Annotated in this window: 22 protein-coding genes; 15 read left to right on the forward strand and 7 right to left on the reverse strand. The window is 61.0% G+C overall.

Annotated elements, in window-relative coordinates:
- The 10 genes from nuoE to nuoN all read left to right on the forward strand — a co-directional run bounded on the left by nuoE (nucleotide 1) and on the right by nuoN (nucleotide 11,981).
- Nucleotides 1–498 (forward strand): NADH-quinone oxidoreductase subunit NuoE, encoded by a 498-nt coding sequence (gene nuoE / locus ACP7C6_RS01590; RefSeq protein ID WP_016975546.1) that lies wholly within the window; start codon nucleotides 1–3, stop codon nucleotides 496–498.
- Nucleotides 495–1,850, forward strand: coding sequence for an NADH-quinone oxidoreductase subunit NuoF (gene nuoF, locus ACP7C6_RS01595; RefSeq protein WP_028616806.1), 1,356 nt, complete (start codon nucleotides 495–497; stop codon nucleotides 1,848–1,850). Before nuoE ends, nuoF begins: the two co-directional genes overlap by 4 nt.
- 135 nt (nucleotides 1,851–1,985) lie before the next feature.
- Complete coding sequence (nuoG, locus tag ACP7C6_RS01600; protein ID WP_122683852.1) at nucleotides 1,986–4,700, forward strand: NADH-quinone oxidoreductase subunit NuoG; 2,715 nt, start codon at nucleotides 1,986–1,988, stop codon at nucleotides 4,698–4,700.
- Entirely contained in the window at nucleotides 4,697–5,704 is a 1,008-nt protein-coding gene (gene nuoH / locus ACP7C6_RS01605) for an NADH-quinone oxidoreductase subunit NuoH (RefSeq protein ID WP_017137518.1), read from the forward strand. Before nuoG ends, nuoH begins: the two co-directional genes overlap by 4 nt.
- An 11-nt stretch (nucleotides 5,705–5,715) precedes the next feature.
- Nucleotides 5,716–6,264: an NADH-quinone oxidoreductase subunit NuoI gene (gene nuoI, locus ACP7C6_RS01610; protein ID WP_003174725.1), complete on the forward strand. Its 549-nt coding sequence runs from the start codon at nucleotides 5,716–5,718 to the stop codon at nucleotides 6,262–6,264.
- 9 nt (nucleotides 6,265–6,273) lie between these two features.
- Complete coding sequence (gene nuoJ / locus ACP7C6_RS01615) at nucleotides 6,274–6,777, forward strand: NADH-quinone oxidoreductase subunit J (protein WP_016974946.1); 504 nt, start codon at nucleotides 6,274–6,276, stop codon at nucleotides 6,775–6,777.
- A 2-nt stretch (nucleotides 6,778–6,779) separates the two neighbouring features.
- On the forward strand, nucleotides 6,780–7,088 hold the full coding sequence (gene nuoK / locus ACP7C6_RS01620) for an NADH-quinone oxidoreductase subunit NuoK (RefSeq protein WP_003174727.1): 309 nt from the start codon (nucleotides 6,780–6,782) through the stop codon (nucleotides 7,086–7,088).
- Nucleotides 7,085–8,938, forward strand: a complete 1,854-nt coding sequence (nuoL, locus tag ACP7C6_RS01625) for an NADH-quinone oxidoreductase subunit L (protein ID WP_122683854.1) — start codon at nucleotides 7,085–7,087, stop codon at nucleotides 8,936–8,938. The genes nuoK and nuoL overlap by 4 nt, the downstream gene beginning before the upstream one ends.
- A gap of 39 nt (nucleotides 8,939–8,977) precedes the next feature.
- Nucleotides 8,978–10,510, forward strand: coding sequence for an NADH-quinone oxidoreductase subunit M (gene nuoM / locus ACP7C6_RS01630; protein WP_010209575.1), 1,533 nt, complete (start codon nucleotides 8,978–8,980; stop codon nucleotides 10,508–10,510).
- A gap of 7 nt (nucleotides 10,511–10,517) precedes the next feature.
- Nucleotides 10,518–11,981: an NADH-quinone oxidoreductase subunit NuoN gene (nuoN, locus tag ACP7C6_RS01635; RefSeq protein ID WP_028616809.1), complete on the forward strand. Its 1,464-nt coding sequence runs from the start codon at nucleotides 10,518–10,520 to the stop codon at nucleotides 11,979–11,981.
- A gap of 125 nt (nucleotides 11,982–12,106) precedes the next feature.
- Here nuoN and ACP7C6_RS01640 read toward each other — a convergent pair whose 3' ends face one another.
- Nucleotides 12,107–13,543, reverse strand: coding sequence for an alpha/beta hydrolase (locus tag ACP7C6_RS01640; protein WP_311892866.1), 1,437 nt, complete (start codon nucleotides 13,541–13,543; stop codon nucleotides 12,107–12,109).
- 333 nt (nucleotides 13,544–13,876) lie between these two features.
- On the opposite strand from ACP7C6_RS01640, the gene ACP7C6_RS01645 reads away from it, so the two are divergent.
- Together ACP7C6_RS01645 and ACP7C6_RS01650 are read left to right on the forward strand one after the other, a co-directional pair.
- Nucleotides 13,877–14,227 (forward strand): toxin, encoded by a 351-nt coding sequence (locus ACP7C6_RS01645; RefSeq protein ID WP_426108179.1) that lies wholly within the window; start codon nucleotides 13,877–13,879, stop codon nucleotides 14,225–14,227.
- The gene (locus ACP7C6_RS01650; RefSeq protein WP_033896843.1) at nucleotides 14,217–14,531 is read left to right on the forward strand and encodes a helix-turn-helix domain-containing protein; all 315 of its coding nucleotides are present in this window, start codon (nucleotides 14,217–14,219) and stop codon (nucleotides 14,529–14,531) included. The genes ACP7C6_RS01645 and ACP7C6_RS01650 overlap by 11 nt, the downstream gene beginning before the upstream one ends.
- Nucleotides 14,532–14,590: 59 nt before the next feature.
- Here the strand turns inward: ACP7C6_RS01650 and ACP7C6_RS01655 are convergent, their stop codons facing one another.
- Complete coding sequence (locus ACP7C6_RS01655) at nucleotides 14,591–15,343, reverse strand: outer membrane beta-barrel protein (RefSeq protein ID WP_016979648.1); 753 nt, start codon at nucleotides 15,341–15,343, stop codon at nucleotides 14,591–14,593.
- Nucleotides 15,344–15,476: 133 nt separating this feature from the next.
- The gene (locus tag ACP7C6_RS01660) at nucleotides 15,477–16,304 is read right to left on the reverse strand and encodes an arylamine N-acetyltransferase family protein (RefSeq protein WP_068935045.1); all 828 of its coding nucleotides are present in this window, start codon (nucleotides 16,302–16,304) and stop codon (nucleotides 15,477–15,479) included.
- A 120-nt stretch (nucleotides 16,305–16,424) separates the two neighbouring features.
- Here ACP7C6_RS01660 and ACP7C6_RS01665 point away from each other — a divergent pair, with 120 nt between their 5' ends.
- The gene (locus tag ACP7C6_RS01665) at nucleotides 16,425–16,661 is read left to right on the forward strand and encodes a DUF6555 family protein (protein ID WP_028616813.1); all 237 of its coding nucleotides are present in this window, start codon (nucleotides 16,425–16,427) and stop codon (nucleotides 16,659–16,661) included.
- 31 nt (nucleotides 16,662–16,692) lie between these two features.
- Here ACP7C6_RS01665 and ACP7C6_RS01670 read toward each other — a convergent pair whose 3' ends face one another.
- Together ACP7C6_RS01670 and ACP7C6_RS01675 are read right to left on the reverse strand one after the other, a co-directional pair.
- On the reverse strand, nucleotides 16,693–16,893 hold the full coding sequence (locus ACP7C6_RS01670; RefSeq protein ID WP_016979665.1) for a DUF6021 family protein: 201 nt from the start codon (nucleotides 16,891–16,893) through the stop codon (nucleotides 16,693–16,695).
- A gap of 14 nt (nucleotides 16,894–16,907) precedes the next feature.
- Complete coding sequence (locus tag ACP7C6_RS01675; protein ID WP_311892870.1) at nucleotides 16,908–17,084, reverse strand: hypothetical protein; 177 nt, start codon at nucleotides 17,082–17,084, stop codon at nucleotides 16,908–16,910.
- 113 nt (nucleotides 17,085–17,197) lie between these two features.
- Here ACP7C6_RS01675 and ACP7C6_RS01680 point away from each other — a divergent pair, with 113 nt between their 5' ends.
- Nucleotides 17,198–17,719, forward strand: a complete 522-nt coding sequence (locus tag ACP7C6_RS01680; protein WP_426108180.1) for a DUF3087 domain-containing protein — start codon at nucleotides 17,198–17,200, stop codon at nucleotides 17,717–17,719.
- Between the two features lie 51 nt (nucleotides 17,720–17,770).
- On the opposite strand, the gene ACP7C6_RS01685 is transcribed toward ACP7C6_RS01680, so the two are convergent.
- Together ACP7C6_RS01685 and ACP7C6_RS01690 are read right to left on the reverse strand one after the other, a co-directional pair.
- On the reverse strand, nucleotides 17,771–18,901 hold the full coding sequence (locus tag ACP7C6_RS01685; RefSeq protein ID WP_426108181.1) for an MFS transporter: 1,131 nt from the start codon (nucleotides 18,899–18,901) through the stop codon (nucleotides 17,771–17,773).
- Between the two features lie 46 nt (nucleotides 18,902–18,947).
- On the reverse strand, nucleotides 18,948–20,312 hold the full coding sequence (locus ACP7C6_RS01690) for an MFS transporter (RefSeq protein ID WP_426108182.1): 1,365 nt from the start codon (nucleotides 20,310–20,312) through the stop codon (nucleotides 18,948–18,950).
- A gap of 200 nt (nucleotides 20,313–20,512) precedes the next feature.
- Between ACP7C6_RS01690 and ACP7C6_RS01695 the strand changes: the two genes are divergently transcribed.
- A complete protein-coding gene (locus tag ACP7C6_RS01695; RefSeq protein WP_028616817.1) occupies nucleotides 20,513–21,238 on the forward strand; it encodes a carbonic anhydrase in 726 nt (241 codons plus the stop codon).

Below are 21,238 nucleotides of genomic sequence, written 5' to 3' on the forward strand. Positions count from 1 at the left end.
ATGAACAGCACGCTTATCCAGACAGACCGTTTCACCCTGAGTGAAACCGAGCGCTCGGCCATCGAGCACGAGCTGCATCACTACGAAGACCCGCGCGCGGCGTCGATCGAAGCCCTGAAGATCGTCCAGAAGGAACGTGGCTGGGTGCCGGACGGCGCGCTCTACGCCATCGGCGAGATCCTCGGCATCCCTGCCAGCGACGTTGAAGGCGTGGCCACGTTCTACAGCCAGATCTTCCGTCAGCCGGTCGGTCGCCACATCATTCGCGTGTGCGACAGCATGGTCTGCTACATCGGCGGCCACGAATCGGTGGTTGACGCGATCCAGACCAAACTGGGTATCGGCCTCGGCCAGACCACCCCTGACGGCCGCTTCACGCTGCTGCCAGTGTGCTGCCTGGGCAACTGCGACAAGGCGCCGGCGTTGATGATCGACGACGACACATTCGGTGACGTGCAGGCAACTGGCGTGACCCAATTGCTCGAGGGCTACCCATGACCCTTACATCTTTCGGCCCGGCCAACCTGATCAAGCGTTCGCCCGAGACCCATCCCCTGACCTGGCGCCTGCGTGACGATGCCGAGCCTGTATGGTTCGACGAGTACCAAGCCAAGAACGGTTACGCCGCTGCGCGCAAGGCCTTCGCCGACATGGCCCAGGACGATATCGTCCAGACCGTGAAAGACGCTGGCCTCAAAGGCCGCGGCGGTGCAGGCTTCCCCACGGGCGTGAAGTGGGGCCTGATGCCCAAGGACGAATCCATCAACATCCGCTACCTGCTGTGCAACGCGGATGAAATGGAGCCGAACACCTGGAAAGACCGCATGCTGATGGAGCAACTGCCCCATCTGCTCATCGAAGGCATGCTGATCAGCGCCCGCGCGCTGAAAACCTACCGGGGCTACATCTTCCTGCGTGGCGAGTACACCACCGCCGCCAAGCACCTCAACCGTGCCGTGGAAGAAGCCAAGGCCGCCGGCCTGTTGGGCAAGAACATCTTGGGTTCGGGTTTTGACTTCGAACTGTTCGTGCACACCGGCGCCGGGCGCTACATCTGCGGTGAAGAAACCGCACTGATCAACTCTCTCGAAGGCCGCCGCGCCAACCCGCGCTCCAAGCCGCCCTTCCCCGCCGCTGTCGGCGTGTGGGGCAAGCCGACTTGCGTGAACAACGTCGAAACCCTGTGCAACGTGCCGGCGATCATTGCCGACGGCGTGGACTGGTACAAATCGTTGGCCCGCGAAGGCAGCGAAGACATGGGCACCAAGCTCATGGGCTTCTCCGGCAAGGTCAAGAACCCTGGCCTGTGGGAACTGCCGTTCGGCGTGACCGCCCGCGAGCTCTTCGAGGACTACGCCGGCGGCATGCGCGACGGCTACACCTTGAAAGCCTGGCAGCCAGGCGGCGCCGGCACCGGTTTCCTGTTGCCCGAGCACCTCGACGCACAGATGTATGCCGGCGGCATCGGCAAGGTCGGCACCCGGATGGGTACGGGCCTGGCGATGGCGGTGGACAACACGGTGAACATGGTCTCGCTGCTGCGCAACATGGAGCAGTTCTTTGCCCGTGAATCCTGCGGCTTCTGCACCCCATGCCGCGACGGTCTGCCGTGGAGCGTGAAGCTGCTGATGGCCCTGGAAAATGGCGAAGGCCGCGAGGGTGATATCGAAACCCTGCTCGGCCTGGTCGGTTTCCTCGGCCCAGGCAAGACCTTCTGTGCTCACGCACCGGGCGCCGTGGAGCCATTGGGCAGCGCAATCAAATACTTCCGCTCGGAGTTCGAAGCCGGCATCGCGCCTACCAGCGCCGCCGTCCCGCCTCTGGCAAAGCCGATCGTAGTCGGCGCGTAACGCTTTAAAAGGCGAAGGGTCCGTGCCCTTCGCTTTCTCATGGGCTGACGCCGTAAAGGCTGTGTTGATGCCCATGAATAACAAGATTCCATTAGCCACGCCCGCTGACAACGGGCCAACGAAGAACTTTGAACCATGGCCACTATCCACGTAGACGGCAAAGCGCTCGAAGTCGATGGGGCAGACAACCTGTTACAGGCATGTCTCTCACTAGGCCTCGACATCCCGTATTTCTGCTGGCATCCCGCGCTTGGTAGCGTCGGTGCCTGTCGCCAGTGTGCGGTCAAGCAATACACCGACGAGAACGACACCCGTGGTCGTATCGTCATGTCCTGCATGACCCCAGCCACCGACAACACCTGGATTTCCATCGACGATGAAGAATCCAAGGCGTTCCGCGCCAGCGTTGTCGAATGGCTGATGACCAACCACCCTCACGACTGCCCAGTCTGTGAGGAAGGCGGTCACTGCCACCTGCAAGACATGACGGTGATGACCGGCCACAACGAGCGCCGTTATCGCTTCACCAAGCGTACCCACCAGAACCAGGACCTCGGCCCGTTCATTTCCCACGAAATGAACCGCTGCATCGCCTGCTACCGTTGCGTGCGCTTCTATAAAGACTACGCCGGCGGCACCGACCTCGGCGTATTCGGCGCCCACGACAACGTGTACTTCGGTCGCGTTGAAGACGGCGTGCTCGAAAGCGAGTTCTCCGGCAACCTCACCGAGGTCTGCCCGACCGGTGTATTCACCGACAAGACTCACTCCGAGCGCTACAACCGTAAGTGGGACATGCAATTCGCCCCGAGCATCTGCCATGGCTGTTCCAGCGGTTGCAACATCTCCCCAGGTGAGCGCTACGGTGAACTGCGTCGGATCGAAAACCGCTTCAACGGTTCGGTCAACCAGTACTTCCTGTGCGACCGTGGCCGTTTCGGCTACGGCTACGTCAACCGCGAAGACCGCCCACGCCAGCCACTGCTGGCCAATGGCGGCAAGCTGAGCCTGGACGACGCCCTGGATAAAGCCGCCGACCTGCTGCGCGGGCGTAACATCGTCGGTATCGGTTCGCCGCGTGCCAGCCTCGAAAGCAACTACGCGTTGCGCGAGCTGGTCGGCGCCGAGCACTTCTACTCCGGCATCGAAGCCGGTGAGCTGGAGCGCATCCGCCTGGTCCTGCAAGTGCTGAACGACAGCCCGCTGCCGGTGCCGAACATGCGCGACATCGAAGACCACGATGCCATCTTCGTGCTCGGTGAAGACCTGACCCAGACCGCCGCACGCATCGCCCTGTCGCTGCGCCAGTCGGTCAAAGGCAAGGCCGAAGACATGGCCGACGCCATGCGCGTCCAGCCTTGGCTCGACGCCGCCGTGAAAAACATCGGCCAGCACGCGCTGAACCCGCTGTTTATTGCAAGCATCGCTGAAACCAAGCTCGACGACATCGCCGAAGAATGTGTGCACGCAGCACCGGACGACCTGGCCCGCATCGGTTTCGCCGTGGCCCACGCCCTCGACGCCAGCGCGCCTGCCGTCGAAGGCCTGGACGCTGAAGCCGTTGAACTGGCCCAGCGTATCGCCGACGCACTGCTGGCGGCCAAGCGCCCATTGATCATTGCCGGCACCTCGTTGGGTTCCAAGGCGTTGATCGAAGCCGCTGCCAACATCGCCAAGGCCCTGAAGCTGCGCGACAAGAACGGTTCCATCAGCTTGGTCGTGCCGGAAGCCAACAGCCTTGGCCTGGCCATGCTCGGTGGCGAGTCCCTGGACGCGGCCCTGCAAGCGGTGATCGACGGCAATGCCGACGCCATCGTGGTGCTGGAAAACGACCTTTACACCCGCACCGATGCCGCCAAGGTTGACGCTGCGCTGAACGCCGCCAAAGTGCTGATCGTTGCCGACCACCAGAAGACCGCTACCAGCGAGCGCGCCGACCTGGTGCTGCCAGCCGCCACCTTTGCCGAGGGCGACGGTACCCTGGTCAGCCAGGAAGGCCGCGCCCAGCGCTTCTTCCAGGTGTTCGATCCGAAGTACATGGACGCCAGTATCCTGGTTCACGAAGGCTGGCGCTGGCTGCATGCCCTGCGCGCCACCCTGCTGAACCAGCCGATCGACTGGACCCAGCTCGACCACGTCACCGCCGCTGCCGCCGCGAGCGCGCCGCAACTGGCACGTATCGTCGACGCTGCACCGTCCGCCGCGTTCCGCATCAAGGGCATGAAGCTTGCCCGTGAACCGCTGCGTTACTCCGGGCGTACGGCCATGCGCGCCAACATCAGCGTGCACGAGCCACGTACTCCGCAAGACCCGGACACCGCGTTCGCCTTCTCCATGGAAGGTTACTCGGGCTCTGCCGAACCGCGCCAACAGGTGCCGTTCGCCTGGTCGCCGGGCTGGAACTCGCCGCAGGCCTGGAACAAGTTCCAGGACGAAGTCGGTGGTCACATCCGAGCTGGCGACCCGGGCACGCGCCTGATCGAAAGCACCGGTGATTCGCTGAATTGGTTCTCTGCCGTACCGCGTCCGTTCAACCCGGCCCAAGGCACCTGGCAGGTTGTGCCGTTCTTCCACCTGTTCGGCAGCGAAGAGAACTCTTCGAAAGCCGCACCGGTTCAAGAACGTATCCCAGCCGCCTACGTTTCCCTGGCCAAGTCCGAAGCCGACCGCCTGGGCGTCAACGACGGCGCCCTGCTCAGCCTGAACGTGGCCGGCCAGACCCTGCGTCTGCCGCTGCGCATCAATGAAGAGCTGGGCGCTGGCCTGGTTGCACTGCCTAAAGGCATCGCCGGCATTCCAGCGGCGATCTTCGGCAAAACCGTTGACGGTCTGCAGGAGGCAGCGCAATGACTTGGTTCACTCCTGAAGTGATCGACGTGATCATCTCGGTGGTCAAGGCCATCGTGATCTTGTTGGCCGTGGTCGTCGCGGGCGCCCTGCTCAGCTTCGTCGAACGTCGCCTGCTGGGCTGGTGGCAGGACCGTTACGGTCCGAACCGCGTTGGCCCGTTCGGTATGTTCCAGATCGCGGCCGACATGCTGAAAATGTTCTTCAAGGAAGACTGGACCCCGCCGTTTGCCGACAAGGTGATCTTCACCCTGGCACCGGTCGTGGCCATGAGCGCCTTGCTGATCGCCTTCGCGATCATCCCGATCACCCCGACCTGGGGCGTGGCGGACCTGAACATCGGCTTGCTGTTCTTCTTCGCCATGGCCGGCTTGTCGGTCTACGCGGTGCTGTTCGCCGGTTGGTCGAGCAACAACAAGTTCGCCCTGCTGGGCAGCTTGCGGGCTTCGGCCCAGACCGTGTCCTACGAAGTGTTCATGGGCCTCGCGCTGATGGGCATCGTGGTGCAGGTTGGCTCGTTCAACATGCGCGATATCGTCGAGTACCAGGCGCAGAACCTGTGGTTCATCATTCCGCAGTTCTTCGGCTTCTGTACTTTCTTCATCGCTGGCGTCGCCGTGACTCACCGTCACCCGTTCGACCAGCCGGAAGCGGAACAAGAACTGGCCGACGGCTACCACATCGAATACGCCGGCATGAAATGGGGCATGTTCTTCGTCGGTGAGTACATCGGCATCATCTTGATCTCGGCCCTGCTGGTCACGCTGTTCTTCGGCGGCTGGCACGGTCCGTTCGGCATCCTGCCGCAGTTGGCGTTCTTCTGGTTCTTCCTGAAGACCGCGTTCTTCATCATGTTGTTTATCCTGCTGCGCGCTTCCATTCCGCGCCCACGATACGACCAGGTGATGGATTTCAGCTGGCGCTTCTGCCTGCCACTGACCCTGATCAATTTGCTGGTGACGGCTGCTGTTGTGTTGTTGAACACGCCAGCCGGCGCGGTTCAGTGAGGATTTGACCCATGTTCAAATATATTGGCGACATCGTTAAGGGTACCGGTACCCAGTTGCGAAGCCTGGTGATGGTGTTCGGTCACGGCTTCCGCAAACGCGACACCCTGCAATACCCGGAAGAAGCGGTGTACCTGCCGCCGCGCTATCGCGGCCGTATCGTGCTGACTCGCGACCCCGATGGCGAAGAGCGTTGCGTAGCCTGCAACCTGTGCGCCGTGGCGTGCCCGGTGGGTTGCATCTCCCTGCAGAAAGCTGAAACCGAAGACGGTCGCTGGTACCCGGACTTCTTCCGCATCAACTTCTCGCGCTGCATTTTCTGCGGCCTCTGCGAGGAAGCTTGCCCGACCACCGCGATCCAGCTCACGCCGGATTTCGAGATGGCCGAGTTCAAACGTCAGGACCTGGTGTACGAGAAAGAAGATCTGCTGATCTCTGGTCCCGGTAAAAACCCTGATTACAACTTCTATCGTGTTGCAGGTATGGCCGTTGCCGGTAAGCCGAAAGGCGCCGCACAAAACGAAGCCGAGCCGATCAACGTGAAGAGCTTGCTGCCTTAAGGAAGAAAGATGGAATTCGCTTTCTATTTCGCGTCCGGTATTGCAGTGGTGTCCACGCTTCGCGTGATCACCAACACCAATCCTGTGCACGCCCTGCTCTACCTGATCATTTCGCTGATCGCCGTGGCCATGACCTTCTTCGCACTCGGCGCACCGTTCGCCGGTGTGCTGGAAGTGATCGCCTACGCTGGCGCAATCATGGTGCTGTTCGTGTTTGTGGTGATGATGCTCAACCTGGGACCGGCTTCGGTCGCCCAGGAACGCGTCTGGCTCAAGCCCGGCATCTGGCTCGGCCCGGTTATCCTCGCAGCCCTGCTGCTGGGTGAACTGCTGTATGTGCTGTTCGCTCACCAGAGCGGCCAGGCCATCGGCCACACCACCGTAGACGCGAAGGCCGTGGGCATCAGCCTGTTCGGCCCGTACCTGCTGGTGGTCGAACTGGCTTCGATGCTGCTGCTCGCCGCAGCCATCACCGCCTTCCACTTGGGCCGCAACGAAGCCAAGGAGCAATGACGATGCCTGCTATCCCTTTGGAGCATGGTCTGGCGGTCGCCGGCATCCTGTTCTGCCTTGGCCTGGTCGGCCTGATGGTTCGCCGTAACATTCTGTTCGTGTTGATGAGCCTGGAAATCATGATGAACGCCGCGGCACTGGCGTTCATCGTAGCGGGTGCACGTTGGGGCCAGCCGGATGGACAAGTCATGTTCATCCTGGTGATCAGCCTGGCAGCCGCCGAGGCCAGTATTGGCCTGGCGATCCTGCTGCAACTGTATCGTCGCTTCCACACGCTTGATATCGACGCTGCCAGTGAGATGCGCGGATGAACATGATCTTTCTGACTTTCGTATTTCCCCTGATCGGTTTCCTGCTGCTGTCGTTCTCTCGCGGGCGCTGGTCGGAAAACCTCTCGGCCTTGATCGGCGTGGGCTCCATTGGCCTGTCGGCCATTGTGGCCGCCTACGTCATCTGGCAATTCAACGTGGCGCCGCCAGAAGGCGGTCACTACACCCTGGTGCTGTGGCAGTGGATGTCGGTGGAGGGTTTCAAGCCCAACTTCGCCCTCTACGTCGACGGTCTGTCGATCACCATGCTCGGCGTGGTGGTGGGTGTGGGCTTCCTGATCCACCTGTTCGCGTCCTGGTACATGCGCGGTGAAGCCGGTTACTCGCGCTTCTTCTCGTACACCAACCTGTTTATCGCCAGCATGCTGTTCCTGGTACTGGGCGATAACCTGTTGTTCCTGTACTTCGGTTGGGAGGGCGTGGGCCTGTGCTCGTACCTGTTGATCGGTTTCTACTACAGCAACCGCAACAACGGTAACGCGGCACTCAAGGCCTTCATCGTCACCCGGATCGGCGACGTGTTCATGGCCATCGGCCTGTTCATCCTGTTCCAACAGGTGGGCACGCTGAATATCCAGGAACTGCTGGTACTGGCACCGCAGAAATTCCAGGTTGGCGACTTCTGGATCACCCTGGCGACCCTGATGCTGCTGGGCGGCGCCGTGGGTAAATCCGCGCAACTGCCGCTGCAAACCTGGCTGGCGGATGCGATGGCCGGTCCTACCCCTGTTTCCGCACTGATCCACGCGGCAACCATGGTTACCGCCGGTGTCTACCTGATCGCGCGTACCCACGGCCTGTTCACCCTGGCGCCGGATATCCTGCACCTGGTGGGCATCGTTGGCGGCGTGACCCTGGTCCTGGCCGGCTTCGCCGCGCTGGTGCAGACCGACATCAAGCGCATCCTCGCCTACTCGACCATGAGCCAGATCGGCTACATGTTCCTGGCCCTGGGCGTTGGCGCCTGGGACGCGGCGATCTTCCACCTGATGACCCACGCCTTCTTCAAGGCCCTGCTGTTCCTCGCTTCCGGTGCGGTGATCGTTGCCTGCCACCACGAGCAGAACATCTTCAAGATGGGCGGCCTGTGGAAGAAACTGCCACTGGCCTACGCCAGCTTCATCGTCGGTGGTGCCGCCCTGGCCGCCCTGCCGTTGGTGACCGCCGGTTTCTACTCGAAAGACGAAATCCTCTGGGAAGCCTTTGCCAGCGGTAACCAGAACCTGCTGTACGCAGGCCTGGTGGGTGCGTTCATGACCTCGCTGTACACCTTCCGCCTGATCTTCATCACCTTCCACGGTGAAGCCAAGACCGAAGCACACGCAGGCCACGGCATTTCGCACTGGTTGCCATTGTCGGTGCTGATCGTGCTGTCGACCTTCGTCGGCGCCATGATCACCCCGCCTCTGCACGGTGTACTGCCGCAAAGCGTCGGCCATGCCGGCGGCGAAGCCCAGCACAGCCTGGAAATCGCCTCGGGCGCCATCGCCATTGCCGGAATCCTGCTGGCCGCGCTGCTTTTCCTCGGCAAGCGTCGCTTCGTGACCGCCGTGGCCAACAGTGGCATTGGCCGTTTCCTGTCGGCCTGGTGGTTCGCTGCCTGGGGCTTCGACTGGATCTACGACAAACTGTTCGTCAAACCGTACCTGGCCATCAGCCACATTCTGCGTAAAGACCCGCTCGACCAGACCATTGGTTTGATCCCGCGTGCTGCCAAGGCCGGTCACACCGCCCTGAGCCGCAGCGAGACGGGCCAGTTGCGTTGGTATGCAGCTTCCATGGCGGCCGGTGCCGTGCTGGTGATCGGCGCCATCGTAGTGGTAGCGGTCTGATATGAACTTTGCGAACTTGCGAAAGGAAACGAGCCTGTCATGATTCTGCCCTGGCTAATCCTGATCCCCTTTATCGGCGGCCTGCTCTGCTGGATGGGTGAACGCTTCGGCGCCACCCTCCCCCGCTGGATTGCGTTGCTGACCATGTCCCTGGAACTCGCACTCGGCCTCTGGCTGTGGGCCCATGGCGACTATTCATTTGCTCCTGCACCGGGTGTCGATCCGACCTTCGCGCTTGAATTCAAGCACGTGTGGATCCAGCGCTTCGGCATCAACGTGCACCTGGCCCTCGATGGCCTGTCGCTGTTGATGATCCTGCTGACCGGCCTGCTGGGTATCCTCTCGGTACTCTGCTCCTGGAAAGAGATCCAGCGTCACGTGGGCTTCTTCCACCTGAACCTGATGTGGATCCTGGGCGGCGTTGTCGGCGTGTTCCTCGCCCTCGACCTGTTCATGTTCTTCTTCTTCTGGGAAATGATGCTGGTGCCGATGTACTTCCTCATCGCGCTCTGGGGTCACAGTTCTTCGGACGGCAAGAAAACCCGGATCTACGCGGCGACCAAGTTCTTCATCTTCACCCAGGCTTCCGGCCTGATCATGTTGGTGGCGATCCTGGGCTTGGTACTGGTCAACTTCAACAACACCGGCGTGATTACCTTCAACTACGCCGACCTGTTGAAAACCAAGATGTCCCTCACCACCGAGTACATCCTGATGCTGGGCTTCTTCATCGCGTTCGCGGTGAAGCTGCCGGTGGTGCCGTTCCACTCCTGGCTGCCGGATGCCCACGCACAGGCGCCGACTGCCGGTTCCGTGGACCTGGCCGGTATCCTGTTGAAGACTGCGGCCTACGGCCTGCTGCGTTTCGCCCTGCCGCTGTTCCCGAATGCCTCGGCGGAGTTCGCGCCGATCGCCATGACCCTGGGTCTGATCGGGATCTTCTACGGTGCGTTCCTGGCCTTCGCACAAACTGACATCAAGCGTCTGATTGCCTTCTCGTCCGTGTCCCACATGGGCTTCGTACTGATCGGTATCTACTCCGGCAGCCAACTGGCGCTGCAAGGCGCAGTCATCCAGATGCTGGCCCACGGTGTCTCGGCCGCTGCCCTCTTTATCCTGAGTGGCCAGTTGTACGAGCGCCTGCATACCCGTGACATGCGTGAAATGGGTGGTGTGTGGTCGCGCATCGCGTACCTGCCGGCGATCAGCCTGTTCTTCGCCGCCGCGTCCCTGGGCTTGCCGGGCACCGGCAACTTCATCGGCGAGTTCCTGATCCTGATGGGTGCATTCGTGCAAACACCGTGGATCAGTGCGATTGCTACCTCCGGCCTGGTGTTTGGTTCGGTTTACTCGCTGATCATGATCCACCGCGCCTACTTCGGCCCGGCCAAGTCCGACACCGTCCTGCAAGGGATGGATGCTCGCGAACTGATCATGGTGCTCGGCCTTGCGGTGCTGCTGATCTACATCGGCGTGTACCCGCAACCGTTCCTGGACACTTCTGCCGCGACGATGCATGGCGTGCAGCAGTGGTTCGGCACCGCCTTCTCTCAACTCGCTTCGGCCCGGTAAGAGCGCTATGGAATTCACGATCCAACACTTTATCGCGCTTGCGCCGCTGCTGATTACCAGCCTCACCATCGTGGTGGTGATGCTGGCAATCGCCTGGCGCCGCAATCATTCGCAAACGTTCCTGCTGTCCTGTGCCGGCCTCAACCTGGCCCTGCTGTCGATCATCCCGGCCCTCAAGGTCGCACCATTGGCGGTCACGCCGTTGATGATGGTGGATGACTTCGCCCTGCTGTATATCGCGCTGATCCTGGTCGCGACCCTGGCGTGCGTCACCCTCGCCCACGCCTATATGGGCGAAGGCGGCACCGGCTACCCAGGCAACAAGGAAGAGCTGTACCTGCTGATCCTGCTGGCTGCGGCCGGCGGTATCGTGCTGGTCAGCGCACAGCACCTGGCGGGCCTGTTCATCGGCCTGGAACTGCTGTCGATCCCGACCTACGGCCTGGTGGCCTACGCCTTCTTCAACAAGCGCTCCCTGGAAGCCGGCATCAAGTACATGGTGCTGTCGGCCGCCGGTTCCGCGTTCCTGTTGTTCGGTATGGCCCTGCTCTACGCCGAAGCCGGCAGCCTGAGCTTCACCGGTATCGGTCACGCCCTGGCCACCACCAACATGCCTGCGCCAATCGCCCAACTGGGCCTGGCCATGATGTTGATCGGCCTGGCGTTCAAGCTGTCGCTGGTACCCTTCCACCTGTGGACCCCGGACGTGTACGAAGGCGCCCCGGCGCCGGTAGCAGCGTTCCTGGCCACCGCGTCGAAGGTTGCAGTGTTTGCGGTGATGGTGCGTCTGTTCCAGATCTCCCCTGCTGCCAACACCGGTGTGCTGAGCACTGTGCTGACCGTGATCGCCATCGCGTCGATCCTGTTCGGTAACCTGCTGGCCCTGACTCAGAACAACCTCAAGCGTCTGCTGGGTTACTCCTCCATCGCTCACTTCGGCTACCTGCTGATCGCCCTGGTGGCGAGCAAAGGCCTGGCCGTGGAAGCCATGGGTGTGTACCTGGTTACCTACGTGATCACCAGCCTGGGTGCGTTCGGCGTGATCACGCTGATGTCCTCGCCGTTCAAAGGCCGTGATGCCGACGCCCTGTACGAATATCGCGGCCTGTTCTGGCGCCGTCCGTACCTGACCGCCGTACTGACCGTGATGATGCTGTCCCTGGCCGGTATCCCGTTGACTGCCGGCTTCATCGGCAAGTTCTACATCGTCGCCACCGGTGTCGAAGCCCACGAATGGTGGTTGGTTGCCTCCCTGGTACTGGGCAGCGCCATCGGCGTGTTCTACTACCTGCGCGTGATGGTCACCCTGTACCTGATCGAGCCAAACCTGCGCCGTGTGGATGCCGAGCTGCATTGGGAACAGAAGGCAGGCGGCGTGATGCTGCTGGCCATCGCCCTGCTCGCGTTCTTCCTGGGCGTGTACCCACAACCGTTGCTCACCCTGGTGCAGCACGCGGTGCTGGGCGTTTGATCGCTTAGCGGGATGCAGTAAACAAGACGGCGCCTTCGGGCGCCGTTTTGCGTTATTGGAGTGATGAGTACGCCGCTGGCCAGCTCAAAGAGTATGAAGCATAGGGGTCTGCGAAACCGGCCTCATCAAGGGCAGGTTTTATCAAGAACACCCGCATTGGGCGTCAATAAGTAGTCCACTACCGCCTCATCCACACAGCCGTCGGTTCCAGTGAGTGCCAACGTATGCCCGTCACCTTCTCGGGTAACGAGTGGGCTTCTGAACCATTTTGCCATCTGCCTGGCATTCGCATAGGGTGTCGTTGCGTCATAACGTTGACCGACAAACAGCAACGGCGGCAAGGTTAGCGAGACCACTGGAATATGTGCCTGGACCTTACCCTGGAACGGCCACAGATCGCACATACTCAAGGGTAGACTCTGTTTTCCGAGATAGTTGAAGAGGGGCGATGCCGCGACGATCGCCTGCCGTTGCTTGCGTATTTCCTGGATATCGCTCCCTGGAACGGCGCTGTCCGCACAAGTAATGACGCCCAACGCCTCATTGGTCTCGCGTCCCGCATGGTCCGTAACCAGCTGAGCCAGCTGTTCGTCAGCATTCTTTGTCTGGGTTTGACGCAATAGCGCAATCAGATCAGGCCAAAACTCATACCACAACAGCAGTGATTGAACCGTGGAGACCAGGTCTTCGACGGTCATTTCATTGCCATCCTTCAAGGGTAACGGCGACTCGTCGACGTCGCGCAATATTGTTTGAAATGCCTCGACCGCGCCACGCTCATCACCCGGCAAAGGGCAATCACGCGTTTGGGCGCAGTACGCCAAGAACCGCTGGAAAGTCTGCCGATAACTGCGCGCCTGATTCAATTGCTGGGTGTATTCGTCCTCCGAAAGGTCCACCACGCCGTCCAACACCATGGCGCGCGTCTGTTCGGGAAAGCGTTCAGCGAACAGCGCTGCGACTTGAGTGCCGTAGGAGTACGCCACGGCAGTCAACTTAGGCTCACCCAACGCAGCACGAATGACATTCAGATCGTTGACTGCTTCATTAGTACCAATATGTTGCAGAACCAGCGCGCCAGTCTGTTTGATGCACTCGGCAATAGTCCGACGTAATTGAAATTCAGATTCAGCCTTATCGCTGCCTTCCACCGTAACGTCTTCATCATGATCAGAGCGCTCACATGAGATAGTCGGTGTGGACCGACCTACGCCCCGGGGGTCATAACCGATGATGTCGTAGGACTGCTTCAACCTGCCCACCGTACTGTCGCCGGACAGATAAGGGTTAATCCCCGGCAGCCCTGGCCCTCCGCTAACAACAACTACACTGCCTTTCCTGACGCCTTTCGCGGGAAGCCGGGTCAAGGCCAGTCGGACGCTGCCTGCTTGCGCGGATGACGAGTAAATCAACGGTGCTTCAACGTAACCACATAGCATCCCTTGTGGCGGCTGATCGTCGAACCAGGTAGCGAACTCGCTGTTCACGCAGGGCTGCCAACGCACGCCAGCGGGTTGCTCGTCCACATAAACGGACAAATACCAGCTGGCGAGCGGAAGCATAACCGCCAGCGTTGTCAGGAGGGTCAGGAGGGTTAACCGTGGAGCTCTTGACATTCGTAATACGAGCCAATTTGAAAAGACGAATTAGCCTATTTGGTTTCGTGACTTTTTAAGCAGGCTGCTTACAAAGTTCAAACAAAACTGCTCCGTTCTGCATCGATGCTGTTCGACGCTCCTAATCAAAGAAATTTCCCCGCCCATCTGCCTCCCCATCCGGCATCTACCCGATGAAGGCCGCCGTATGGTGTCTGCGTTTTAGGAAAGTTCCCACGGCAGGGTCACTTGACCCTTTGCGAGTGGGCCACCAAACTATACGCAGGCTACGTACAGAACATGGATGCTCTATTTATCGAACTGCCGGCCTTCGAGCGGCATCGCAAGGACTATCTGAGTGACGAGCTTTTCCAGGGTTTTCAACAAGAGTTGATGAAGAACCCGGAAGCAGGAGATGTGAGCGAGGGAACAGGCGGACTGCGCAAAGTTCGCTTCATCGATGAGCGACGCAACAAAGGCAAGCGCGGTGGCCTGCGAGTCATTTACTACTGGTGGTCGGGCGGCACGCAATTCTGGCTGTTCACCCTGTACCGCAAGCACGAACAGGATGACCTGACACCACAGCACAAAAAAGCCCTAAAACACATGCTGGACAGGGAAATCAAAGCGAGAACACATCATGAAACGTGAAATCTTTTCCGAACTTGTCGAAGGCTTCGACGCCCTGGCAGACGAACGCCAAGGCAAAGTCACCTTGCGAACCCACAAGGTTCACCTCAAAAACCTGGCGCCACTCACCGCTGAGGAAGTGGTCGCCGTGCGCCAACAACTCAACCTCTCCCGGTCGGTGTTCGCCATGTACCTGCGCACCAATACCCGCACCCTGGAAAACTGGGAGCAAGGCCGGGCCAAGCCGAATGCCCAGGCTGCCACGCTGATTCGCCTGGTGGCACGTTTTCCTGAGACCGTGGCGCAACTTGCCGCTTTGGGTTGATCTGCAATTGCCTTAAAAAAAACGCCCCGGATATTCGGGGCGTTTTTCGGTGCATGGCGTCAGAACGCGATACCGACCTTGAAGCCGTACTCGTTGCGCTTGAGCTTGGTGTTATCGGCCACTTCAGAATCACCGTCGAGTTTGTACTCGGTGCGGGTGTAGTACAGGCCCGCGACCACCGGCAGGTCGCCCTTCTGATTCATCAGCAGGCTGACCTCAGCGTAAGGGTTGGTGCGGTCCTTGAGGTCCACGGTGTCGCTGCCGAAATCATCGACCTTGAGCTTGGTACGGCCGTCGATGGTGCGACGGGCGCCGGCTTCGACACGCAGGGTCATGTCATCGAACTGATGGTTGTAGCCCAGGGCTGCCTTGGCGAACGGCGATTTGTTGGTGAGTTTCACGTCGAGATCGTTGATCTCTGGCTCGTAACGGGTCCAGCTGTAGCCACCGCCAACGATCACGTCGACAAAGTTGCGCGCATCCAGCGCGGCACGCCAGCCGAGGTCCAGGTCAGCCTGCCCTTCCTTGAGCTTGTTGTCGCTCTTTTCGCCGTACTTGGCTTCGATACCGGCCTGGTAGATAAAGCCGGATTCGGCGGTGAGCTTGTTACCGAAGTTGTAGAACAGGCCGGCCTCGGGCATGTGGCTCTTGTCGCTTTCGCTGCCGCCTTCGAATTTGAAATCGTTATAGCTGCCCAGGATCCCGAAGGTGGAAATCGGGTCAGTGGACGGTGCGGCGAACACCGCAGCAGGCGCAGCGACCAGCGCCAGCAGCGAGGAACCCTTGAGGAATTTTCCGAATAGCTTGGACATCGTTTTACATCTCCTTGTCTGGTGAGCAAATTATTCAGGAACCGGTTCGAACCCCGGCCGGCGCCAAAGGTTCGAATTAATTTGCGTTGATTTGGAGGTAAAACGGTTCAGCGAAGGCTCTATCTCAATACTGTTACGAATTAGCCATTACCAAGCCATCAAGGACTGCCCGCAGCGCCGGCGTTTCCGGCACGCGAATCCCGAAGGTTTCAGTCAATACCTGCAACACCTCGTCGGCACTGGCGAGGGCGCGCTTTTCACTCGGCCGGTCCAGGTAGTGAATCGCATAATGGGCGTTGTTCAGGGTATGGCGCTTACCCGCAGCCAAGCGCGCGACTTTCAACTGGCCAATGAAGACCGAATCCGGATGGGTGGAGACATACCAGTTGCCGATTTCATAATCGATGGCCGCCTGCACCTGCAGATCGAACACATACAGGCCACGCCACTCCTCGGCCACTTGTGCCCACAGGGTGTAACTGCCCTGCCCGTCGAAGGTCAACCGATAAGGCTCATGGGCCGTGGCCTGCACCGCCTCGGTGTCCAACAGCAACGGACTGCTGGGCACCATGCCGCCAAAGCCGACATCGGTGATATAGCGCACGCCATCCAACGTCACCAGGCTCAAACGATGAGTCCGCGCCGTGCGCGCATCCGGCGCCCCGCCCATCACCACCCGCCCGGTGATGCCGCGCGCGTCAAAGCCAAGTTCCTGCAATAACGCCAGGAACATCTGGTTCAACTCGTAGCAATACCCGCCCCGCCCTTCCAGCAGCACTTTCTGCTCGACGCTCGGCAGGTCGATGGGCACTGGCAGGCGCATCAGACTCGACAAATTCTCGAAAGCAAAGGTGCACACATGGCGCAATTGCAGGTCCTGCAAGGTTTGCAGGGTCGGCGCTGGCGGCGAGTCATAGCCCAGGCGTTGCAGATAGAGGCGGCTATGGGTCAACAGTGACATGGCGCAATCCTTGGGCACGGGATGAAGCAGACACTATGCCGCGTCGACGTGCAGATTGTCATTTTGAATGAACCTTTTTAAGCGCTGCCCTATCCATCTATAACAACACAGGGAGGCAACATGAGTACCGCAAAAATCTACACCATCAATTATCAGCTGCACGGCAAACCGAAATCCTTTGTGGTGCGCGCCGAAGTGATGAACAACGCCGAGGCTTGGCACTGGGCGGCGGTGGATGCCGATATCGCCCATGTGAGCCGCGTGGGGCGAGTTGGGCACGAGCAAGTGAAGAAGACGACTCGGCCCTGGGCGGAGAAATATGGCATCACTGAAGTCACCTGGATCGCGCCCAAGTAAATAAAAGCCCCGCTCAATGGCGGGGCTAGTTTTATGGCTTCAAGTCGCCCAACGGATCATAAGGCGGCTTTTTTTCATCCTTGTCTTTCTTCTCCTTATCCAACGGCGCAATCGCCGGTCCGATAGGATCCACCTGCGGATCCGCCACATCCGGCGAATCCGGGTCAAACCCCAACTCATCCTTGCCACTGGAATGCTCGCCCGAAGCCGGACCTTTTGGTGTGTTACTCACGGTGTTCTCCTCGTTCAGAGCGGGCGGGCCTTGTCGTGCAGGTTTTCCAGGTCGCCTTCGATGCGTTCCACGTCGTCGTCCTGACGCTCCGCCGGGTCGTTGGGGCGCAACGCATCGTTGTCGCGCTCTTCTTCTCCGGGTGTGCGGTCAGGGTTTGGGGTGCCGGGGGGCGGCTGGTTGTAGTCGGACATGATGGTTCACCTCAAGGGGTCTACACAAGTTTAGAGAAACCGCCGTGCGCCATCGTTCAACTTGTTTGCCCAAGCGTGAGATGATGCCCACCCCTTCTTGAGGCATGAACCGGATGTTCGAGCTCAAACCCTGCGACCCTGTCACCTTCCGTCAACAAACCCGGCGCAGCACCTTGATTGTGGCGGTGCTGTTCGTGGCCCTGGCGATGTTGCTGTCGAGCCTGGCGGTGATGCTGTTTGGCGAGCCTGGCGGGGATAATTTCCGCTTTAATATCGGCGGGGTGTTCGCCGGGGTGCTGATTACGGTGGCGCTGGTGCGCGGTCCGTTCTGGTCTCAGCCGTGGCTGGCGGCGGCGGTGTATGGCTGGCAGCTCAAGCGCAACCTGATGAGCGTGACCAATGTGATGCACAAGGTCACCGAGCGGGTGCAGGCGAATGACCCGACGGCGATCAAGGTGCTGCGCTTTTATCACTTGGGCCTTACGCAAATGCATGAACTGGACGCAAACTCCAGCGCCCAGGTGCAACTGGTGGCTGAGGTCGAAGCGCATAAGGCCAAGATGCAGGCGCTGGGGATCGATCCCGAGCAGACCCGGTTCGACCCCGCTTGGCTGGACGCGTTTAAAAGCGCTTAGGCCAGCACGCCTACGAAGTCTTCTTGATGGGACACGCACACCCTCACATCGTCAGTTGGAATTTTTTGCCCGCCAGCAGAACACCGCGCTGACGGCAATCGCCGCACCGGCCAGGCCAAACACCCAGGGCGCCGAGGCGATCGGCAGCAACACGCCGGCGAGCAAGGGCCCGAGGCCGGCGCCGATATCGCGCCACACGGCGTTCGAGGCCAGCGCCGACACGCGCATGGAACCGGGGTTGCGCTCGGCCACCAATGTCGTCACCAGCGGAAGTTGCAGCGCACGCAGCACCAGCACCGCCGCCGCGCCGACAATCACCCAGTAACTGCCGAATGCGGTCAGGGCCAGGGCACTCAGGAACGAAAATAGCAGCAGCATCGAGGTCGCGCCAAACCGCTGGGCGGCGCGACCGCCCAGGGGGCTCAGGAGCATTTCCGAGACGTACCGCAGCGCCATCAGGCCACCGGCGATCAGCACCGCATCGCCACCCAGCAGCTTCTGCGCCTGGATCGACAGGCCGAAGATAAACAGGCCGTCCAGCGCCACCCCCTCGATAAACGACCACATCGCCACACTGTCCGGCCACTTGAAGCGCCGCCCCGGCGTGCTGTGCAAATCATGCCCGACCGTAGGCAAGCCACGCGCCATCCACAAGCCCACCAGGCAGCACCCAGCCAGAATCAGAAAGATCGGACGCGGCCCGGCCATCAATGTCAGCCAGCCGCCCAACGGCAACGCAAGCATCGGCCCGAGGGCGATCAGCGCGCGGGAACGCCCGGCCCGGCGTGCGGCACCGGCAGGTTCCGAGGTGGCCAATACTTGGGTCGAAAGGTTCAGCGCAGCGAAACACAGGCCCCACACCAACCGCAGGCAGAGCAAGGCGGCGAACCCGGACAGCAGCGAGTTGCCCACGGCGCACAGGGTGGCGGCGCCGGCGGCGATCATGCAGGTCAGGCGGTCGCCGTTGCGCGCGTAGAAATTCAGCACATGGCGGTAACCGAAAATCCGCACCAGGCGGTTGGCCGCCAGCAACACTCCGGCCTGGGCCAGGGTGATGCCGAAGGCCTGGGATTCCATCGGCAGCAGCAAGTAGAGCAACACGTCACTGGGCAGGCATAACGCCAGGGTCAGCGCGGCGCGGCGGGAGTGCGTATCAGCGGTGCGAAGGGCCAGGCTGGACATAAATCTGAAACATCCCGAAATATTCAGGTCGCCACGGTAGCGTTAATCAGCCCCTTTTCCCATAGGGAAACAACCGCAGACCGCTGGCCACGGCCCCGACCAAGGCAAACCCGCAGCCCAGCCATAGCGCATATTGCGGCCCGCTGCCCAGGGACAGGTGAAAACACAAGGCCACCAACGACGCGCCCAACGTCTGCCCCAACAACCGCGAAATCGCCACGATGCCACTGGCCCCGCCGCTGCGCGCCAACGGCGCACTGGTCATCAAGGCCTTGAGGTTGGGCGACTGGAAGAAGCCGAAGCCCGCGCCACACAGCGCCATGCGCCAACCAATATCCAATGCCGACGCACCGCTGCCCAGGGTCGCGAGCGCGGCCATGCCCACGCTGAGCATCAACAGGCCGATGCCGCACAGCACGCCCAGGTTCACGCGGTCGGCCAGGCGCCCCGCCACCAGCGCCATCACCGCCACAACAGCGGGCCAGGGTGTCATCAGGAAACCGGTTTCCACCTGGCTATGCCCCAGCACCGCCTGCAACAGGAACGGCAGCGACACAAACGCCAGGCCCTGGGCGCTGAACGCGCAAATAGCAGTGAGGGAAGACAAGGCAAACACCGGACGTTTGAACAGGTCCAGCGCCAGCATCGGTGCCGGGTGCCCAGCCTGGCGCCGCAGCAGCAATGCACCGCACACCAGTGCCACGGCAATCAGTCCCAAGGTCAAGGCGCCCTGGGCGCCGTGCACCGCCGTGCCCAGACCCAACACCAACAAGGCAAACAGCCCCGCGCACAACGCGGCGGCAAGACGGTCGAAGGCATGCCCGGTCATCGGCAGGGTCGGCAACGAGCGCAGGCCCAACGCCAGCGCCAGCAAGCCCAAGGGCACATTGATCAGGTACAGCCAGTGCCAGGTCGCCACCGACAGAATCGCCGACGCAGCGGTCGGCCCCAGGGTAAACGCCAGTCCTACCACCAGCGAGTTGTAACCCAGCCCCCGACCGAGCATTTTTGACGGGTAGATATGCCGCAGCAGCGCCGTGTTCACGCTCATGATCGCCGCCGCGCCCAGCCCCTGCACCACCCGCGCCGCCGTCAGGGTGACCAGCGAGCCGGCCAGCCCGCAAAACAGCGACGAGACAATAAACAACAGCAACCCGCCGAGATACACCCGGCGATGCCCCAGCACATCACTGAGGGACGCAAACGGCAACACCGTGGCGATGATCGCCAACTGGTAGGCATTCACCACCCAGATCACCGAGGCGGAATCGGTGCCAATCCCCTCGGCCAGGGTCGGCAAGGCCGTGTTGACGATGGCCGTGTCCAGGGTCGCCATGCCGATCCCCAGGGAGATCGCAATCACGGCAGGGAGGCGTTTATTGAGGGGCAACCCTTCGGCAACAGAAGACATGGACTATCCGCGCAGGTGATAAAGGCCACTAGATTACGGGTAGACCGTTTTTTTTTCAGTGGCCGATGGCCTGGCTGTCAGAATTTTCATGTTGATGCCCACGCGATTCCCGACAAAAAACGGACAGCGCCTACATCTCCCCCCGACCATTCTTTGCACCCTTGGCGTTTCTTCTCTTAACGAACCGGAGAGCGCCGCCCATGCTAAAGCAGCCACCCCTGACCCATGACCGTCGACAATTCCTACGCCTTGCTACGGTCGGCGCTGGCGCCCTGATGCTCACGGGCGCGTTACCTGCAGCGCTCGCACACGCCTCGCCGGCACCGAAGGCGGCCAATAACCTCAACCCACAACAAGCCCTGGCCAGGTTGATGGAAGGCAACGGTCGCTATGCCGAAGGCGTCACCAAGCGCCATGAATTCATGAGCGAGCGCGAGGCGTTGGAGGGCGGGCAGAATCCGTTCGTAGCGGTCCTGAGCTGCGCTGATTCACGGATTACTCCGGAATACGCCTTCGATACCGGCCTTGGCGACCTGTTTGCCGTACGGGTGGCGGGTAACTTCGTGACCGACGACGGGCTCGCCAGCCTCGAATACGCGGTGGCGGTGCTCCGCACGCCGTTGATCATGGTGCTCGGGCACGACAGCTGCGGCGCCCTTGCCGCCGGGGTGAAAGCCACCAAGGACAACGCCACGTTCCCCGGCAAGATCCAGGGCCTGGCAGACGCGTTCAAGCCGTCGGTGCGCAAGGTCTTGAAAGCGCCTGGCGATCTGCTTGCGAACGCCATTGCGCAAAATGTCAGCGACACGGTAGCGCGGCTCAAGGCCGAGTCGACGCTGCTGGCGGACGCCCTGGCCGCTGGCAAACTGCACATTGTCGGCGGTATCTACAGGTTGCACAGTGGCCGGGTCGAGTTGATCGGCTGA

Source organism: Pseudomonas sp. TWR1-1-4 (assembly GCF_049897165.1).
Taxonomy (GTDB): domain Bacteria; phylum Pseudomonadota; class Gammaproteobacteria; order Pseudomonadales; family Pseudomonadaceae; genus Aquipseudomonas; species Aquipseudomonas canadensis.

Bases quoted from the DNA above. Each gene is read 5' to 3' on its own strand.
- nuoE (WP_016975546.1), top strand. From the start codon at position 1: ATGAACAGCACGCTTATCCAGACAGACCGTTTCACCCTGAGTGAAACC.
- nuoF (WP_028616806.1), top strand. From the start codon at position 495: ATGACCCTTACATCTTTCGGCCCGGCCAACCTGATCAAGCGTTCGCCC.
- nuoG (WP_122683852.1), top strand. From the start codon at position 1,986: ATGGCCACTATCCACGTAGACGGCAAAGCGCTCGAAGTCGATGGGGCA.
- nuoH (WP_017137518.1), top strand. From the start codon at position 4,697: ATGACTTGGTTCACTCCTGAAGTGATCGACGTGATCATCTCGGTGGTC.
- nuoI (WP_003174725.1), top strand. From the start codon at position 5,716: ATGTTCAAATATATTGGCGACATCGTTAAGGGTACCGGTACCCAGTTG.
- nuoJ (WP_016974946.1), top strand. From the start codon at position 6,274: ATGGAATTCGCTTTCTATTTCGCGTCCGGTATTGCAGTGGTGTCCACG.
- nuoK (WP_003174727.1), top strand. From the start codon at position 6,780: ATGCCTGCTATCCCTTTGGAGCATGGTCTGGCGGTCGCCGGCATCCTG.
- nuoL (WP_122683854.1), top strand. From the start codon at position 7,085: ATGAACATGATCTTTCTGACTTTCGTATTTCCCCTGATCGGTTTCCTG.
- nuoM (WP_010209575.1), top strand. From the start codon at position 8,978: ATGATTCTGCCCTGGCTAATCCTGATCCCCTTTATCGGCGGCCTGCTC.
- nuoN (WP_028616809.1), top strand. From the start codon at position 10,518: ATGGAATTCACGATCCAACACTTTATCGCGCTTGCGCCGCTGCTGATT.
- ACP7C6_RS01640 (WP_311892866.1), bottom strand. From the start codon at position 13,543: ATGCTTCCGCTCGCCAGCTGGTATTTGTCCGTTTATGTGGACGAGCAA.
- ACP7C6_RS01645 (WP_426108179.1), top strand. From the start codon at position 13,877: ATGGATGCTCTATTTATCGAACTGCCGGCCTTCGAGCGGCATCGCAAG.
- ACP7C6_RS01650 (WP_033896843.1), top strand. From the start codon at position 14,217: ATGAAACGTGAAATCTTTTCCGAACTTGTCGAAGGCTTCGACGCCCTG.
- ACP7C6_RS01655 (WP_016979648.1), bottom strand. From the start codon at position 15,343: ATGTCCAAGCTATTCGGAAAATTCCTCAAGGGTTCCTCGCTGCTGGCG.
- ACP7C6_RS01660 (WP_068935045.1), bottom strand. From the start codon at position 16,304: ATGTCACTGTTGACCCATAGCCGCCTCTATCTGCAACGCCTGGGCTAT.
- ACP7C6_RS01665 (WP_028616813.1), top strand. From the start codon at position 16,425: ATGAGTACCGCAAAAATCTACACCATCAATTATCAGCTGCACGGCAAA.
- ACP7C6_RS01675 (WP_311892870.1), bottom strand. From the start codon at position 17,084: ATGTCCGACTACAACCAGCCGCCCCCCGGCACCCCAAACCCTGACCGC.
- ACP7C6_RS01680 (WP_426108180.1), top strand. From the start codon at position 17,198: ATGTTCGAGCTCAAACCCTGCGACCCTGTCACCTTCCGTCAACAAACC.
- ACP7C6_RS01685 (WP_426108181.1), bottom strand. From the start codon at position 18,901: ATGTCCAGCCTGGCCCTTCGCACCGCTGATACGCACTCCCGCCGCGCC.
- ACP7C6_RS01690 (WP_426108182.1), bottom strand. From the start codon at position 20,312: ATGTCTTCTGTTGCCGAAGGGTTGCCCCTCAATAAACGCCTCCCTGCC.
- ACP7C6_RS01695 (WP_028616817.1), top strand. From the start codon at position 20,513: ATGCTAAAGCAGCCACCCCTGACCCATGACCGTCGACAATTCCTACGC.